Annotated in this window: 15 protein-coding genes; 9 read left to right on the top strand and 6 right to left on the bottom strand. The window is 38.6% G+C overall.

The annotated features are described in order from the left end of the window. Positions 1–5 precede the first annotated feature (5 nt). Together BMW36_RS03500 and BMW36_RS03495 are read right to left on the bottom strand one after the other, a co-directional pair. A complete protein-coding gene (locus BMW36_RS03500) occupies positions 6–1,088 on the bottom strand; it encodes a Gfo/Idh/MocA family protein (RefSeq protein ID WP_089739091.1) in 1,083 nt (360 codons plus the stop codon). Then, positions 1,089–2,216: a hypothetical protein gene (locus BMW36_RS03495; RefSeq protein WP_175480344.1), complete on the bottom strand. Its 1,128-nt coding sequence runs from the start codon at positions 2,214–2,216 to the stop codon at positions 1,089–1,091. A 180-nt stretch (positions 2,217–2,396) separates the two neighbouring features. On the opposite strand from BMW36_RS03495, the gene BMW36_RS03490 reads away from it, so the two are divergent. The 3 genes from BMW36_RS03490 to BMW36_RS03480 all read left to right on the top strand — a co-directional run bounded on the left by BMW36_RS03490 (position 2,397) and on the right by BMW36_RS03480 (position 5,765). Continuing rightward, a complete protein-coding gene (locus tag BMW36_RS03490; protein WP_089739086.1) occupies positions 2,397–3,560 on the top strand; it encodes a DUF4317 domain-containing protein in 1,164 nt (387 codons plus the stop codon). A 76-nt stretch (positions 3,561–3,636) separates the two neighbouring features. After that, positions 3,637–4,902, top strand: a complete 1,266-nt coding sequence (locus BMW36_RS03485; protein ID WP_089739083.1) for a phytoene desaturase family protein — start codon at positions 3,637–3,639, stop codon at positions 4,900–4,902. Beyond that, positions 4,893–5,765 (top strand): RNA polymerase sigma-70 factor, encoded by an 873-nt coding sequence (locus BMW36_RS03480; RefSeq protein ID WP_089739079.1) that lies wholly within the window; start codon positions 4,893–4,895, stop codon positions 5,763–5,765. The genes BMW36_RS03485 and BMW36_RS03480 overlap by 10 nt, the downstream gene beginning before the upstream one ends. Here BMW36_RS03480 and uvsE read toward each other — a convergent pair. Beyond that, positions 5,757–6,722: a UV DNA damage repair endonuclease UvsE gene (gene uvsE, locus BMW36_RS03475; protein ID WP_089739077.1), complete on the bottom strand. Its 966-nt coding sequence runs from the start codon at positions 6,720–6,722 to the stop codon at positions 5,757–5,759. The genes BMW36_RS03480 and uvsE overlap by 9 nt on opposite strands. Positions 6,723–6,853: 131 nt before the next feature. Between uvsE and BMW36_RS20265 the strand changes: the two genes are divergently transcribed. Continuing rightward, positions 6,854–7,021 (top strand): hypothetical protein, encoded by a 168-nt coding sequence (locus BMW36_RS20265; RefSeq protein WP_175480343.1) that lies wholly within the window; start codon positions 6,854–6,856, stop codon positions 7,019–7,021. Between the two features lie 310 nt (positions 7,022–7,331). Here the strand turns inward: BMW36_RS20265 and BMW36_RS03470 are convergent, their stop codons facing one another. After that, a complete protein-coding gene (locus tag BMW36_RS03470; RefSeq protein WP_425431916.1) occupies positions 7,332–8,081 on the bottom strand; it encodes a nucleotidyltransferase domain-containing protein in 750 nt (249 codons plus the stop codon). Positions 8,082–8,198: 117 nt separating this feature from the next. Here BMW36_RS03470 and BMW36_RS03465 point away from each other — a divergent pair, with 117 nt between their 5' ends. Together BMW36_RS03465 and ilvD are read left to right on the top strand one after the other, a co-directional pair. Beyond that, positions 8,199–8,873: a FadR/GntR family transcriptional regulator gene (locus BMW36_RS03465; RefSeq protein ID WP_089739073.1), complete on the top strand. Its 675-nt coding sequence runs from the start codon at positions 8,199–8,201 to the stop codon at positions 8,871–8,873. Between the two features lie 121 nt (positions 8,874–8,994). Beyond that, positions 8,995–10,665, top strand: a complete 1,671-nt coding sequence (gene ilvD, locus BMW36_RS03460) for a dihydroxy-acid dehydratase (RefSeq protein ID WP_089739071.1) — start codon at positions 8,995–8,997, stop codon at positions 10,663–10,665. A gap of 52 nt (positions 10,666–10,717) precedes the next feature. On the opposite strand, the gene BMW36_RS03455 is transcribed toward ilvD, so the two are convergent. Continuing rightward, positions 10,718–11,128, bottom strand: a complete 411-nt coding sequence (locus BMW36_RS03455) for a hypothetical protein (RefSeq protein WP_245711571.1) — start codon at positions 11,126–11,128, stop codon at positions 10,718–10,720. A gap of 116 nt (positions 11,129–11,244) precedes the next feature. Between BMW36_RS03455 and BMW36_RS03450 the strand changes: the two genes are divergently transcribed. Together BMW36_RS03450 and BMW36_RS03445 are read left to right on the top strand one after the other, a co-directional pair. Next, on the top strand, positions 11,245–12,033 hold the full coding sequence (locus tag BMW36_RS03450) for a MerR family transcriptional regulator (protein ID WP_089739067.1): 789 nt from the start codon (positions 11,245–11,247) through the stop codon (positions 12,031–12,033). After that, a complete protein-coding gene (locus BMW36_RS03445; protein ID WP_089739065.1) occupies positions 12,005–13,099 on the top strand; it encodes a serine hydrolase domain-containing protein in 1,095 nt (364 codons plus the stop codon). The genes BMW36_RS03450 and BMW36_RS03445 overlap by 29 nt, the downstream gene beginning before the upstream one ends. Before the next feature lie 61 nt (positions 13,100–13,160). Here BMW36_RS03445 and BMW36_RS03440 read toward each other — a convergent pair whose 3' ends face one another. Further along, positions 13,161–13,613 (bottom strand): AraC family transcriptional regulator, encoded by a 453-nt coding sequence (locus BMW36_RS03440; protein ID WP_089739063.1) that lies wholly within the window; start codon positions 13,611–13,613, stop codon positions 13,161–13,163. Between the two features lie 354 nt (positions 13,614–13,967). On the opposite strand from BMW36_RS03440, the gene BMW36_RS03435 reads away from it, so the two are divergent. Next, positions 13,968–14,489 (top strand): SMI1/KNR4 family protein, encoded by a 522-nt coding sequence (locus tag BMW36_RS03435; RefSeq protein WP_089739420.1) that lies wholly within the window; start codon positions 13,968–13,970, stop codon positions 14,487–14,489. The last annotated feature ends 269 nt before the right edge of the window (positions 14,490–14,758 follow it).

Genomic DNA, 14,758 nt, shown 5'->3' with positions numbered 1-14,758 from the left:
TCCTCTCATTCTGCCCACGGCTGTTTAACTGATTTCACTATCTCGCCAGTTTCTAACGCTTGCTGCATCAACATGCCAATATAGTGATCTTGTGATGCTTCTCTCAAATCATAAAAACTGGGACCACCCTTAATATATTCTGCCATCTTTGTTAAACATGTGGCAATTGCAATTTCATCATCATATAACCTTGCCGGAATATGCGGATTTTTATAAACCCACTTCTCGCCTGCTAAAATTCCATAGAGGAAATGGCCTTCCTGATTTTCCTTTTCACCTTTATTTATCCGCTTTAAATCAAGATGAATCGGAGTCTCATAATCTGCCAGCATATGGACACGGTCATCAAAGATTTCCCCCCTTTCACCTCTCACACGCAAATGATTGGATCTAATCCAGGAACGGTGCTGGTCTTTTTCAAAATCATAAATTCCTAACTTATCGCCAAAATCCAGCCAGACGAGATCACGGGCAGCGGTTATCGATTCTTCTTTCTCAGGATAGCCTGCACGAGATGGGCCTGCAATTATTCGGGAATGAAATCTTTTCCCATGAATCTCTGCATCTTCAAAACCGATCTGTAATATGCGCCTTAACAAACTTACGCCATGATATAAATGAGAAATGGAAACAGTAGATTCACTTATTCTCCCTAATCGGCCTGATTCAATCAAAGATAACCTTGCCTGATGGGATGGATGGAATTGATACTGTTCTGCCACTTGTACTTTTGCGTCTTTTACAGTCAGTTTTTCATGCAGGTTTATTAATCCTGCCAAGTCTGGTGCTGGCGGAGTTTCTGCCAATGCTGGTATGTTCAGCTCAGCCAGTTCGATTAAATATTGGGCGCAAACTTTTGGATTTACTGATATGACAGCAAAATCTGGTGATTCTTTTGTAAGCAAGTCCCGCAATGTACGGTATGTCTTTATCCCCCACTCCTTTTCGATGTGCTTCCCTTCCCCCTCATCTCTAACTACCGCGCCACTTACCCGGAACACATTTGGTAACGCTTTCGCAACTCTTAAAAAATACCGGGCCCGAAAGCCCGCCCCGCCTACAATGCTAAAATTGGTGATGCCACTCATTTAACAACCTCTTTTCTTCAGATGTTCATTGATAGTCTCATGAAATAAATGTGGTTGATCCATTCTAACATAAATGGAACGGATAACTTTCTTAAACCCGAACAGTTGACGAATCTCGACAGGTTTGGTTAAATCCAGCACGTACGGGACAGGCTCCGGTTCCATGCCGTTTAGTGCAAGGGAAATACTCTCACGGTCTTTCGCCACTTCTTTTGGTGATTTCTCATTTTTCCTGATTGCATTTATCTTCTCCCATTCAATAAAGCCATACTGTCTGACACCCTTTTGAAAGTGGATCCCTCTATCGTCCACTACCACTGGTGATAAGCGGATTGCCTGGTAGTCTGCGATAATAAACAGTAACGCGTACACATCAAACAGTGTAAGAATCCATGCTGCAACATGACTGACTTGGGCTACTAAAATGTGTACAGCAATGACTTCCAGTACCATCGCATGAACAAGCATGAAAAATACGCCTTGATAACCGCCATCCTTATGAAAGGTGAAGGTTCGTCCATTTTCCAGAGCAGGAGCCTTTTTTCTCCAGCTGAACAGGCTGTAATAGACAGCCGCTATGTCTGTCGCCAATATCCTTAATATTAATTTGAATTTATTCAGTTTTTCATTTTTAAATGTGAAAGTACGCTCTGTAGCTGCGGATAAACTGATTAAGAAATGATAATGACGTTCCTTCTCTTCGTGGTAATTTTTAATAAGCAGTGGAATTCTTTTGATGATGGCTATTAACAATACCGCTTCAAGCAGGATGACAGAAACCTCCAGCACAATAACAGACTTATTAAAATAAGTTAGATATCGATCCGCTTCAGCGGGTATAATCCAGTTAGCAAGCAGTAAACCCCAGAAAATGAACGCACATAATGCTAACCATGATACTCTTTTCTTAAATCCAAGGAAATATATCGCTAATGGCAGGATGATGACAAGGTCAATAGCTGTTCCAATTGCGACCAAATCATCCACAGGTCCAACTAACTGTACCTGCATGACAAGATAGTTCGGGACAAGAATTATCAGCAAAAACAAAAGAATGCGTTTCCAGGAAATATTATTTAGTGTGAAAGCTGCAACCATTTTATCCCTCTTTTCTATTATATTTATCATAGGATTAACGCCTGCATTTTATTATAAAGGAAAAAGAGAGGAAAGTTTATTTTTACAGGTGATTGTTCGAAAAAATTCACAAAATGGAAATAGAATACATTCCATCGATAAAATTCCCCCATAATCAAGTTGGAAATCCATCAGACTGGTGAGGTATAATGAAGGCTGGGAGTGGTGGATATGAATAAAAAGGATATTGCTGCAATCCGCAAGCAATTTAAACCAGATAATGACTTATTGAGGATACATGATATTTATAATGTGTACATTATGAAGGAATCGAGTGATATTTATCATCAGGAGTTCCAGCCTTTTTCCTTGCTTGAACAGGATCAGCAGGAGCTTTTTATGACGAATTTTAAAAAAGTCCTGACAGGTAATCTTGATGAAAAGCTGTTTGAACTGAAGTTCCAGTCTAATGTGGAAAACTCCAGTCAGCTTATTTTACATAAAGGACTGCTTAGCAGTGAAGTTACTGAATGGCAGACACAAATGCTCGAAATCGTTGAGAAAATGCTGGTTGACAAGCAATATGAAATGGATATTGTTGTGACATTTATCCGGGCGGAATACATGAAGCCGATGAAGCGCAGCAATGAGGAAACGGAAGAAAGTGACAGAGATGCGGTTTACTCACATCCTTTCATTCTTTGCAGTATTAACAAAACGCAGGACCCGAAAAAAGAGCTTCATTTTGATTATGTGGAAAAAGAATTCAAATACCATGTTGTCGTAGATCCTGTCATTAATTTAAATGCACCTGTTGGTGGTTTTTTATTCCCATGCTTTACTGACAATGCGGCTGATGTCAATCATGTGCTGTATGCAACAGGGAAAGCCAATGAGCCTGATCCGGAATTTATTGAAGATGTCCTTAATGCGGAAGAAACGTTAACAGCAAAAGATGACAAAATCGTTTTCGAAGAAGTAGTCAGAGATGCGGTTGGACATCAGATCAGTACATCCAAACTCGCCAACGTGTATGAGGAAATCAACCGTGTCATTGAAGACAATGAAGAGGAAGATACACCAAGGCTCGATTACAAGGATGTAGAACAGGTGCTGAGAACTAGCGGAATAGAGGATGTTACTACAGAAAAGGTTGAAACAGCATTTAAAAATGTATTGGATGACGAGAAGTATGAACTGAAAGCAAGAAATATTGTTCCAAAGTTCACCTCCAAATCAATTAAAATTAATACGAAAGTAGCCAATATTGCAGTAAGCCCACAGGATCTGAAATTCGTTAAACAAATTCAATTCGATGGAAAACGCTACTTAATGATTGAAGTCGATGAAGAAACCATTGTGGATGGGTTTACGATGATTCCTGAAGCATTTTAAAAGAATCATCTATAAATTGTCACAAAAAACTTCCTTATCTCGTCTTGATTGTAAATGAGAATAGGGAGGTTTTTTTATGTGTGAAAAAATTTGGGATGTGGTGATTGTTGGTGGTGGCTTGGCAGGATATGTTGCGGCCAACTTTTTAGCTAAAGCAGGCTTAACAGTGACTATTTTAGAAAAAGGGGCTCAAGTCGGCGGGAGAGGAAAAACAGATGTTATAAATGGCCAGTCCTTTAATCTCGGCCCTCATGCCTTATACAAAAAAGGGAATGCCAAATTGATTCTGGAGGAATTAGGCATAACCGTAAATGGAGGTTCTCCAAAACTTGGCGGGGTGATTATTAAGAATAAGCAGGAGTATATCGCACCATTATCACCAGGCGGACTATTAAGGACAACATTTTTAAATCGAAAAGAAAAAACGGAATGGATGTATTGTCTCATAAAATTAAATACCGTAAAGCCGGAGGAACTCATTCATTTAACCTATCAGCAATGGGTCGAAAAGATAGCAAAGACAGAAAACGTCCAAGACATGCTTTATACGTTAAGCAGGCTAGTTACCTACTCCCATTCACCAAATTCTGCAAGTGCAAAGGTGATTGTTTCCCATATTCAGCTAGGAATGAAAGGGGTATTGTATATTGATGGCGGCTGGCAGTCCTTAATCGATCAGCTTCATAACCAGGCTGTCACATTAGGGGTACGAATGCAGACAAAGGCAAATGTTAAGCAAATCGTTCGAACGGAAGATTTTTTTCAACTAACTGTAAGTGATCATGATATAATTAAAAGTAAGAAAGTCGTCTATTCTGGTGATCCAAATGATTTGGATTCATTATTGCCGAAAGCTGTATTCCATAAATCTATCCAGCCAATCAAAGCAGCAACACTCGATGTTGCCTTAACAGATTTACCTCGACCAGAAAAATTATTTGCGATGGGAATTGACCAAAGCTTCTATTATTCTGTTCATTCTCCTTATGCTAAACTCTCAGAAAATAGTACCATTCTGCATGTTTTAAAATATCACTCAGAAGAAACCGTTAATGGAAAGGAACAACAGCAGGAGCTGGAACATTTCCTTGATCAAATCCAGCCAGGCTGGCAAAGATACAAGATTAAAAGTCGCTGTTTCCCTCATATCACAGTCAATTACCGTTTACCAAAGATCGGAGATGAAACTTGGCTGCAGTCATTGCAAACTGCTGTCCCAGGATTAAAGTTTGCAGGTGACTGGGCAGCACCCGGGATGATTCTCGCTGAAGGTGCAGTGGAAAGCGGGAAACGAGCTGCGGTTGATATTATTCAAAAAAGCGAGGAACTTTTATGCAAATAAGTAATGAAGAATATGAAATGTATAAACCATTATTATTTTCTTTAGGCTACCGCATGACAGGTTCGGTTTCAGATACAGAAGATATCATGCAGGATACCTTCCTGAAAGCTTATCAATTACCTGAGACAGATATTAATAATAAAAAGGCATATTTATGTAAAATGATGACAAACCGCTGTATCGACTTTCTCAAATCTGCAAGAGTGAAGCGTGAACAGTACGTTGGTCCATGGCATCCCGAACCCTTTCTGCAAGAAGAGAATGATCCATCAGTCATTATGATAAGCAAAGAATATATGAGTATTGCTTATTTACGAATGATGGAACATTTGACTCCACATGAGCGGGCGGTCGTACTGTTAAGAGAGGTCTTCCACTTTTCTTATAAGGAGATAGCAGGTATGATCGGGAAAAGCGAAGAGAATTGCAGAAAGCTGTTAAGCCGCACCAAACAAAAGCTGACAAAAGTAGAGAATGAAAGCCTCAACTATGAAAAAAATAAATCACTGATCCAACGGTTTATTCACGCATTTGAAACGGGCAGTACAGAAGATTTATTAAAACTAGTGTCAGACCAGGTAACACTGTACTCAGACGGTGGTGGAAAAGTAAAAGCCGCAACACGCCCAATTATCTCTTCCGCTAAAGTTCTTGCTTTCCTGCATGGTATAAATAGTAAAATGCCTGCAGATTTCCACACTCGGCTCGAATCAGCAAACGGCCAGCCTTGCCTAGTCAATTATGCAGGCAATACCCTTCACAGCACAATCAGCTTTTATATATGTAACGACAAGATTCATGAAATATACCTTACAATGAACCCGGAGAAATTGCCTGAAACCGTGACAGGATCCCTATATTAATTCAAATGTCGATCCATTAATCATCTTAACATCATCCCGTAATTGCACTTGTTTCATCAGCTTGAATAGTGCTGCGTCCTTTTGTTTCGCTTCAATCATACAGTCGATTTGCGGCACTGTTCCCTTTATTTCCTTTAAAAAATTAAAAAACATATCAACATCTATATAATCCGCATGATGCCGTTTCTTCTCATCGCTTTTCGGACTGGAAATGTGCATTTTAATGGGAAGTGGAGAATGCTTCCATGTAAGCAGGATGCGCTCCCAGTTCTCCCTCCATTCCCTGTTTTGATGATGAACAAGATGGTGATGATAATCAAATACAAGCGGGATCCCTAATTTTTCACATAAAAACAGTGTGTCCTCCAATGTAAAGGAAGTATCGTCATTTTCCAGCATAATCATTTTCTGAATCGCTCTCGGTACAGCCATCCAGTTATCAACAAATCGTTCCAGTGATTTCTCTGTTTCTTTATAATTTCCTCCAACATGCATTACACACCGGTGCTCCGGCTTAATTCCCATTCCTTTTAACAGCAAATAATGCATTTTAAGTGTCTTGACGGAATTTTTTAGAACTTCCTGTTTCGGAGAATTAAGCAGGACAAAATGATCCGGGTGAAAATCAATTCGCATTTGATGTTTTTGGGCAAATTCCCCGATTTCCTTTAGTTTTTCTTCAAGCGGATCCATATAATCCCAATCAGGGAGTTCTTCATGGTTGGCTAAAGGAATAATTTTTGATGTCAGACGGTAAAAGTAAATATCTGACGCAGCATTGTGCTTCAGTAACCGTAAAGTATTATGTAAATTGGACTCCGCTATCCGTTCCAGCTTACGGATTGCAGCTTCTCTGTCACGGATTTTCTCAAATTGGCTAAATGTCATTGTCTGGGATGGTGAGGCGTTTTTAACATACTTACTCATTGCCACATAGCCAAGTCGTACAATTGTCATAATATCCTCCTAATTAACGATTGATGCTAATAGTATTTCCTTGATTTCTTTTATTATTAACACGCTTATTATGGAAAAGATATTAAGATATGCTAAAATATAGTAATATTAGAGGGAGGAGTTTTTTTATTATGGATACTTTCTTAGCATTTTTGCCACTGATTTTTTGGCTCGGACTTATTGGATTTGGTATTTGGTTTGCAGTGAACCTAATAAAAACACAAAGAGAGAAGAATAAGAAACTGGAGGAAATCTCCAAAGGGATACAACAACAGAATAAAAGTGATTCCAATCTATGAGGATAGAGACAATGGTATATTCCCTACCACTATTCTAACAATTAGTTCACGCCTTCTCTTATAATATGGATTATGTACATTGGCACCAATAGGATAACTTTGTGCAAAGTCGACTCTCCGCCCGGTTGTTTCGCTTTCATCCCAGGGCACAAGTGCAACTTATTAATGACGAGCCCGTGGAAAGCGGAGTGGCCGGGTGGAGCGGCAGTATAGTCACCATCAATATGTACCTTTTATACATAATTCATATTATGTGCACTCTATTTTCAGTTGGATCTTTCCCTGCTTCTTTTCTAATTGATTAACCTCTCTATATCATTAACCCTTTTTTATTTATATCGATCAACAGCTGGTTAATCTGCGCATAATCCGGTTTTTCAGGGAGTTCGGAGTTCTGCCATGCTGCTGTTAACTGGTTATCATACATTTCGATCATTTCCATTGCTTCACTGAAAGTATATTTGCCGTTCCTGCAATCAAGAAGCAATTGCCTGTTTGGCCGGTATGTTTGATAATCTCCTGTTTCCAGGATTTCGATAGCACTTGTGAGCAATCGAATGTTGTGCATAAACAATTTTGTATCATAGTCGTAAAAGTTGCTGGTATCTTTTACCTCAGTAACTGACTTATTTTTCAGCTTTTGCATCTGGGAATTCGCATATCCTCCGAAACGTTTATAAATATGTTTGGATAAAAACAGCTTTTTATGATCAATTAGCACTTGCCCTAACTCGGTAACTTTGAGGTAATCCTGCTGACGGGCAAACAAAATCTCTATATTATTCGGAACGCCCTGCATAGCATCCCTCACAAATTTATTCACATGAATAATACTCACATCCACATCATCTTTCGTATTCTTAAAATTTTTACCGCCAGTTGTATTATATTCATTGAATGCCTTTAATCCTAAATAATAGTCTACCGGTGGGACACAGACTCCTTTATAATCCCTGTCTGAATTCTCTGTATTTGTTCCATAAGCATAGCTGCCTGTTGGCGCTAAAATAATTGTCCGCTCCTCCAGCCATTCGATATTCGATTGATCCAGTTCTTTCAATGGGAACATCCTTCCTTTTTACAGTTTCTCCTTAGATTATATACTAACCTATTTACAAAATGTGTGAGCAGACAACGTGTGCTATACTAAAAAGAAAACACAGGGTGGATAAATTTTATGAGTCAAAAAAGGCTGTCTGATAGTGTAGCAGATGATATTATGTCAATGATTGCGATCGAGAAAAGATTCGTTCCAGGTGATAAACTGCCAAATGAAAATGAATTATCCGAAGAACTGAATATAAGCAGAACAACGCTACGTGAAGCCATTCGGATTTTGGTAACAAATGGAGTTTTAGAGATACGGCGCGGGAAAGGTACATATGTAAAAGAAGATATCGATGCAGAAAACACTGAATCTTTAAGTTTTCTTGCAGATGCGAAAATAAATGCAAGAGACCTTTATGAAATGCGCCTGATCTTTGAGCCGGAAGCCGCTTTCTATGCTACTATTCGGGCAAGTGATGCAGAGCTTAAGCGTATATTAGAATATGGTATGCTAATCGAACAAAAGATTAAGCGCAATGAGGATCGAACAGCAGTTGAACAAAAGTTCCATAAATCTATCGTAAAAGCAACCCATAATGAATTTATGGAGAAACTGATGCCGGTTATTTATCAGGCGATCGATAAGGGAGTTATTTTATCAAAGAAAAAGGAAATGGCTATTAAAGATACGATAAATGACCATAACATGATTATGGAATTTATGAAAAATCGCAATCCGGATGGTGCAAAAAGTGCGATGAAAATCCACATTTTACATGCGATGAAAGAATTAGGCATAGAATAACGAAACATGGCATCCTGGTATTTACTGGGATGTCTTTTTTGTCATACAACGTTATTGACAGCAGACAACCATCATTATAAAATAAGAAAAACAAATAAAAAATTCAGGGGTGTGCACACATATGAGAAGTGATACGATTAAGATTGGGGTAGACCGTGCTCCTCACCGTAGCCTTTTGTATGCTACAGGGAAGGTAAAAGCAAAAGATTTGGGGAAACCATTTATTGGTGTTTGTAACTCTTATATTGATATTATTCCTGGTCACGTACATTTACAGGAATTTGCGAAAGTAGTAAAAGAAGCGATCATAGAAGCTGGCGGTATTCCGTTTGAATTCAATACGATTGGGGTAGATGACGGTATTGCAATGGGGCATATCGGTATGCGTTATTCCCTGCCAAGTCGTGAATTAATTGCGGACAGTGCCGAAACAGTAATTAACGCACACTGGTTCGACGGGGTATTCTATATTCCTAACTGTGATAAAATCACACCAGGTATGCTGATGGCTGCAGCCCGCACAAATGTACCATCTGTTTTCGTATCAGGTGGACCTATGGAAGCAGGTACAAGTTCTGATGGAAAACAACTTTCATTAACGTCAGTTTTTGAAGGTGTCGGTGCATACAAAGCTGGTAAAATGACAGAAGAAGAATTCAACGATATTGAAGCAAATGCATGTCCAACATGTGGATCTTGTTCTGGTATGTTTACAGCAAACTCAATGAACTGTTTAATGGAAATGCTGGGTGTAGCCCTTCCTGGAAATGGTTCAATTGTTGCTACAAGTGCGAAACGTAAAGAGTTAATCTACGAAGCTGCGAAACATCTCGTTCGTATGGTGAAAGAAGATATAAAACCACGTGATATTATTACAAAAGAAGCAATTGATGATGCATTTGCACTGGATATGGCTATGGGTGGTTCTACTAACACAGTATTACACACACTTGCTATTGCTCGTGAAGCAGGTATCCAATATGAAATCGAAGATATTAATAAAGTGGCGGAACGTGTACCATATCTTGCAAAAATCATGCCAGCATCTGATTTCTCCATGGATGATATCAACAGAGCCGGTGGTGTAAGCTCAATCATTAATGAATTAACGAAAATTCCTGGTGCGATTCATCCGGAACGTTTAACCATTACTGGTAAAACAATGGGTGAACTTGTCAGCGATTATGAAATTCTAAATCAAAACGTTATCCGTCCAATCGACAACCCATACAGCCCTGTTGGCGGTTTATCGATTCTGTTTGGTAATATTGCTCCAGAAGGTGCGGTTATTAAAGTAGGTGCAGTGGATCCATCCATTACAGAATTTGAAGGGGAAGCCATTGTGTTTGAGTCACAGGATGAGGCACAAGCAGCCATTGACGATGGTACGGTAAAAGAAGGTCATGTTGTGATCATCCGTTATGAAGGTCCTAAAGGCGGTCCTGGAATGCCTGAAATGCTTGCACCTACTTCAGCTATTATGGGACGTGGCTTAGGTAAAACTGTAGCACTTCTTACAGATGGACGTTTCTCAGGTGCATCACGCGGTATTTCAATTGGACATATTTCTCCAGAAGCTGCAGAAGGCGGTCCAATCGCTTTAATTCAAAATGGCGATATTATTAAAATTGACTTACCTAACCGTACACTAAATGCAGATTTGTCTGATGAAGAATTAGCAGAACGCAGAAAATCTTTAAAACCATTTGAGCCTAAAATCAAAAATGGCTGGTTAGGCAGATATTCCAAGCTTGTAACAAACGCATCAAAAGGCGGCGTTATGAGTATTTAAGATTAGTAGAAACAGTAAACGTTTGGATTGTAAAAATCCAAACGTTTATTTATTAGCTAATTTCTTTAACCGCAATAGCCGGTGTCAGTTTTTCTGTTTTACAATCCTCAAAGTCTTTGCCTTTTACTAAGTCTATTTTTATCGCAGCTTCCAGCTTTTCCGTGTCAGGCTTTTTAACGAGGAATTCGGATAAATTTAACTCTTCCAGTTTGTTCACTGTTTTTTCTTCATCGTAACGAACAGTTGAACGAATCACACGCTGGACTTTATAACTCCCCCGCTTCAACTCACCTTTTTGTTCTTTGCCAAATGTCTCATCTAAACAGTAGTGAATTTGTTTTTTTATCTGATTCAATTCTTTCTCTATCGTTTTTTTCTGTGTGTTTAACTCATCATATTTCTTTAAAATTTCCTCAGAAAGTTCAAAAGCTTCTCCCACTCCAATTGGCCTTGTCACCATCATTCCCCCAGTCTCACTTGATTAGTTCATTTATATGAAAAGAAAAGAAAAATATGCTTGACGCTGACGTAACGTCATGATGTAAATTGAAAATAAGAAAAAGAAATGAGGGATGTAATATGGAAGAGAAGCTGTATACGGTAAAGGCTTTTGCTACATTAACCGGTGTTACCGAACGAACGCTAAGGTATTATGATCGAATGGGTTTATTGATACCATCCCATTACAATGAAAAGGGCCATCGTCTGTACGGATCAGAAGAAATTCATAAAATCCAGAAAATCTTAACATTAAAATATCTTGGCTGCTCCCTTACAGAAATAAAAGAAAGTTTAATAGAGACAAAGGAAAATCGTCTTAAGGATACGTTAAACCAGCAAAAGGAAATGTTGGAGAAAAAGCGAAAAGAAATTGAATTTGTCATTCAATCCATCGATAAGGTAGAAAAACTAGTAGGCAATAACGAGGTGAATGATGATCTGTTACTCGCACTTATCTATTCGATACAACACGAAGAGGCACACAGGGAGTACCTGTCCAAGTTTTTTTCTGAATCATTTGTTCATAAAGTATTTATGGAACATATGCCATTGGAAGAAAGAGACGAATTAGAGAGCCAATTAATAGAGGATTTAAAAAAATTGCAAGAATTACATGCGAACGGATTTCAGCCTGAAGATCAGGAAGTACAAGCGGTAACAAACCAAATTTACGATCGGTTAAGTGATCTTATGTCTCCAAATTTTCAAAAGGAATTTGATAACTTAAAAGATTTTGATGAAGATGCCTTTATTTTTTCTTATCTCCCTAAAGATGTAGAGTTATTCATTGAGAAAGCATTTGATATAACCATCGAACAGTCACAGGAGGATACGGCAGATGATTCAGATTCCTCAAAAATTAATTAGCAATGATTTGAAGACAGCTAAAAAGGCAAGTTATGCAATCGGTGTAGTAACAAAGGAAGGGAAAATAACAGAAGGTGCCATTTACGATGATAGCCATACACCATCTGTCCCTTTAGAAAAACGCTTATTTGAAATAGGATCAACAACAAAGACATTCACAAGTCTCCTACTCGCAAAGCTTGTGCTGGATGATGAATTATCGTTAGATGAGCCAATTACATCCTTTCTGCCAGAATACAAAAAGGCACTTTCGTTTAAGGATAAGGAAGTTACCTTTCGCCATTTGGCTACACACTCTTCTCGTTTACCTAGAGAAGATATGAAGACATTAAGAAAAATTTTAAAAGAGAACAAAGAAAACAGGAATAATATTTATTGGCACTATACTTTGGAGCATTTTAACAACTTTTTTATCCAGCATGATCTGAAGAAGGAAATCGGCAGAAAATGGGGATATTCCAATATCGGTGTTGGCTTACTCGGGTATGCATTAAGCAAAGTTGCCGGAATGGATTATGAAAAAGCTGTAACGACACATGTTTTACGACCGCTGGGAATGAAGGATACGGTCATTGAACCGAATCAGGATCAGTTTGACCGTTATGTTACCTCATATAACAAAAAGGGAAAGCCATTACCTCCATTACAATTTCGTTCACTTCATGGTGCTGGTGCTTTTCGCAGTACAATGGAAGATATGATGATTTATTTAGAACATCAAATGGGAATGAGGGAAAGTTCATTACATGATGCCATTAATTTTACACATCAAAATCAGGGGGTCAGGGTCATGAAAGGGATGAACATGGGTCTAAGCTGGTTTATCGAAGAAAGAAAATGGTCGGAATATCCGATTATTCATCATGGCGGGACGACAATTGGCTTCCACACCTATTTCGGCTTTATTAAAGAATTACAGATAGGAGTAGTGATGTTCTCTACCATTCAGTTAGGTATCTGGCGTCTACTAAAAATGCTGCTAAGACTAGCTGAAGGAGTGAACGAGAATGTGGCGATAGCAATATTTAAAGAGTATGGGGAAAACAATCGTAACTTACTAATTTAAGATAGATAAGAAGAACAAGCCATCTTCCACCTGTTCTTCTATTTTTTTGCTTAGAAAAATACTACTCTTTGATTGGTACACAAATCTCGCAAAATGGATTCTCATTCATATCACCAATATATCTTTCCACAATTGGCTTATTATCCATTTGGTATCCGTTGCTTTGCAGGGATAGCGGAATCTCGGAATAGGCTTGCTGGATATGTTCTGCCGTATGGTTGACCTCGTTAATAATATAGTTTCCTCCAGGCTGTTCCGCTACGGAAATGGAACCATCCAATTGGATATCCGGGGGAATTACTATACATGCATCAAATCTGCAGCTTTCCGGGGGGGTTATCCCTGGATTATCTTGAGGAATGGCTAACAAAACTGTTGAATGGTGAAGAAGGTTTTCTTCCCTTGCCCACTTCTTTAACTTCTCCATTACTTGTGTATTCGCAGGACCATATGGACCTATTCTCCGCATATAAGCGATCCGGTAGTCTGGGAGTGTCTCGACTTTCCACTTCATATAATCATTCATCCTTTCTTCATTCCTTTTTCTGCTACATTTCGAATCTATCATGTTATAAAATTTTTTACACCCTAATTTTTAAAAGTTTTCTTAAATAATGGAAAATACTATAATAGTACAGAGTAATGTCAGAAAGGTTTATGGGAGGAGATATATTTGAAACGACCGTTTGGTGTGGAAATAAACGGATGTATTTATACAAATAATGAGGAAGATTTAATGCATGATCGATTTTGGGATGAATTTATTGCATTTGTTGAAAGCAAAGGCTGGCACTTCGGTGGAGGCAGTTATCAAATTGATGAAGAAGGTAACAAGATAAATGATATAGAGAATTGTGGTGAAAAAAATATGGCTAAAGCGGAAAAGTTGTGGCAGCGTATCATTGAAAAAGGGTCATTAATCAATGAAAACTCTAAAGCGTCACTAAATCTTCAGCCAGGTGCAAGTGATAAAGAGCTTCAGCTTTTGGAAAATACATTAAAGATTACTCTTCCGGAAGAGGTTAAAAGCTTTTACAGAATATACAACGGACAGGATTGGGTACCGGGAACATACCCAATTGTCAGAAACTTAACTTTGTCTCCGATCTCTGAAATTATTCATTTTTGGGAGTTTTTACAGGAAGAATTTGACCCGGATGACGGTTTAGAAGCAGATATTGATAAAGAGCTTAAGCAAGTGCTCTGGAACTCAGGGTGGGTACCTATTGCAGAAAATGGAGGCGGGGACTATCTTTGCATTGATACAGACCCCGCTGAAACTGGTGTACACGGACAAGTTTTATACTTTTTTCATGATTGGGGCAGACGTGGCATTGAAGCAGCCAGCATCTTCGAATTTATCGAAAATTGTTTAAAAGAAAACGAGTAGAAGGAAATCAAATATTCATAGAAGAACAAAAGCATATTAGGAACTCTATTTCCATTTTCATTGCACATTTTAGGGAAACTATACAATAACCAGAAGAGAGTAACTTTGAAATATTTAGAGTGAAATACCACCGCTTCGTCCGATTGCTTCGCTTTCACCCAAGGGCATAAGTGCGACATCTACTCAAGCAAAATGCGCTTTCGCAGTGTCTTCTTTACCATGGGGACGGCTTCAGCTAACTTGCTGAAGAAACCCGCTTCATCAAGTGG

Source organism: Gracilibacillus ureilyticus, assembly GCF_900111195.1.
Taxonomy (GTDB): Bacteria; Bacillota; Bacilli; order Bacillales; family Amphibacillaceae; genus Gracilibacillus; species Gracilibacillus ureilyticus.
The sequence above is the reverse complement of the archived record's forward strand: the minus strand, read 5'-3'. Positions and strand labels throughout refer to the sequence as shown.

Coding starts and splice junctions, on each gene's coding strand:
- BMW36_RS03500 (WP_089739091.1), bottom strand. CDS start 1,088: ATGAGTGGCATCACCAATTTTAGCATTGTAGGCGGGGCGGGCTTTCGG.
- BMW36_RS03495 (WP_175480344.1), bottom strand. CDS start 2,216: ATGATAAATATAATAGAAAAGAGGGATAAAATGGTTGCAGCTTTCACA.
- BMW36_RS03490 (WP_089739086.1), top strand. CDS start 2,397: ATGAATAAAAAGGATATTGCTGCAATCCGCAAGCAATTTAAACCAGAT.
- BMW36_RS03485 (WP_089739083.1), top strand. CDS start 3,637: ATGTGTGAAAAAATTTGGGATGTGGTGATTGTTGGTGGTGGCTTGGCA.
- BMW36_RS03480 (WP_089739079.1), top strand. CDS start 4,893: ATGCAAATAAGTAATGAAGAATATGAAATGTATAAACCATTATTATTT.
- uvsE (WP_089739077.1), bottom strand. CDS start 6,722: ATGACAATTGTACGACTTGGCTATGTGGCAATGAGTAAGTATGTTAAA.
- BMW36_RS20265 (WP_175480343.1), top strand. CDS start 6,854: ATGGATACTTTCTTAGCATTTTTGCCACTGATTTTTTGGCTCGGACTT.
- BMW36_RS03465 (WP_089739073.1), top strand. CDS start 8,199: ATGAGTCAAAAAAGGCTGTCTGATAGTGTAGCAGATGATATTATGTCA.
- ilvD (WP_089739071.1), top strand. CDS start 8,995: ATGAGAAGTGATACGATTAAGATTGGGGTAGACCGTGCTCCTCACCGT.
- BMW36_RS03455 (WP_245711571.1), bottom strand. CDS start 11,128: ATGATGGTGACAAGGCCAATTGGAGTGGGAGAAGCTTTTGAACTTTCT.
- BMW36_RS03450 (WP_089739067.1), top strand. CDS start 11,245: ATGGAAGAGAAGCTGTATACGGTAAAGGCTTTTGCTACATTAACCGGT.
- BMW36_RS03445 (WP_089739065.1), top strand. CDS start 12,005: ATGATTCAGATTCCTCAAAAATTAATTAGCAATGATTTGAAGACAGCT.
- BMW36_RS03440 (WP_089739063.1), bottom strand. CDS start 13,613: ATGAAGTGGAAAGTCGAGACACTCCCAGACTACCGGATCGCTTATATG.
- BMW36_RS03435 (WP_089739420.1), top strand. CDS start 13,968: ATGGCTAAAGCGGAAAAGTTGTGGCAGCGTATCATTGAAAAAGGGTCA.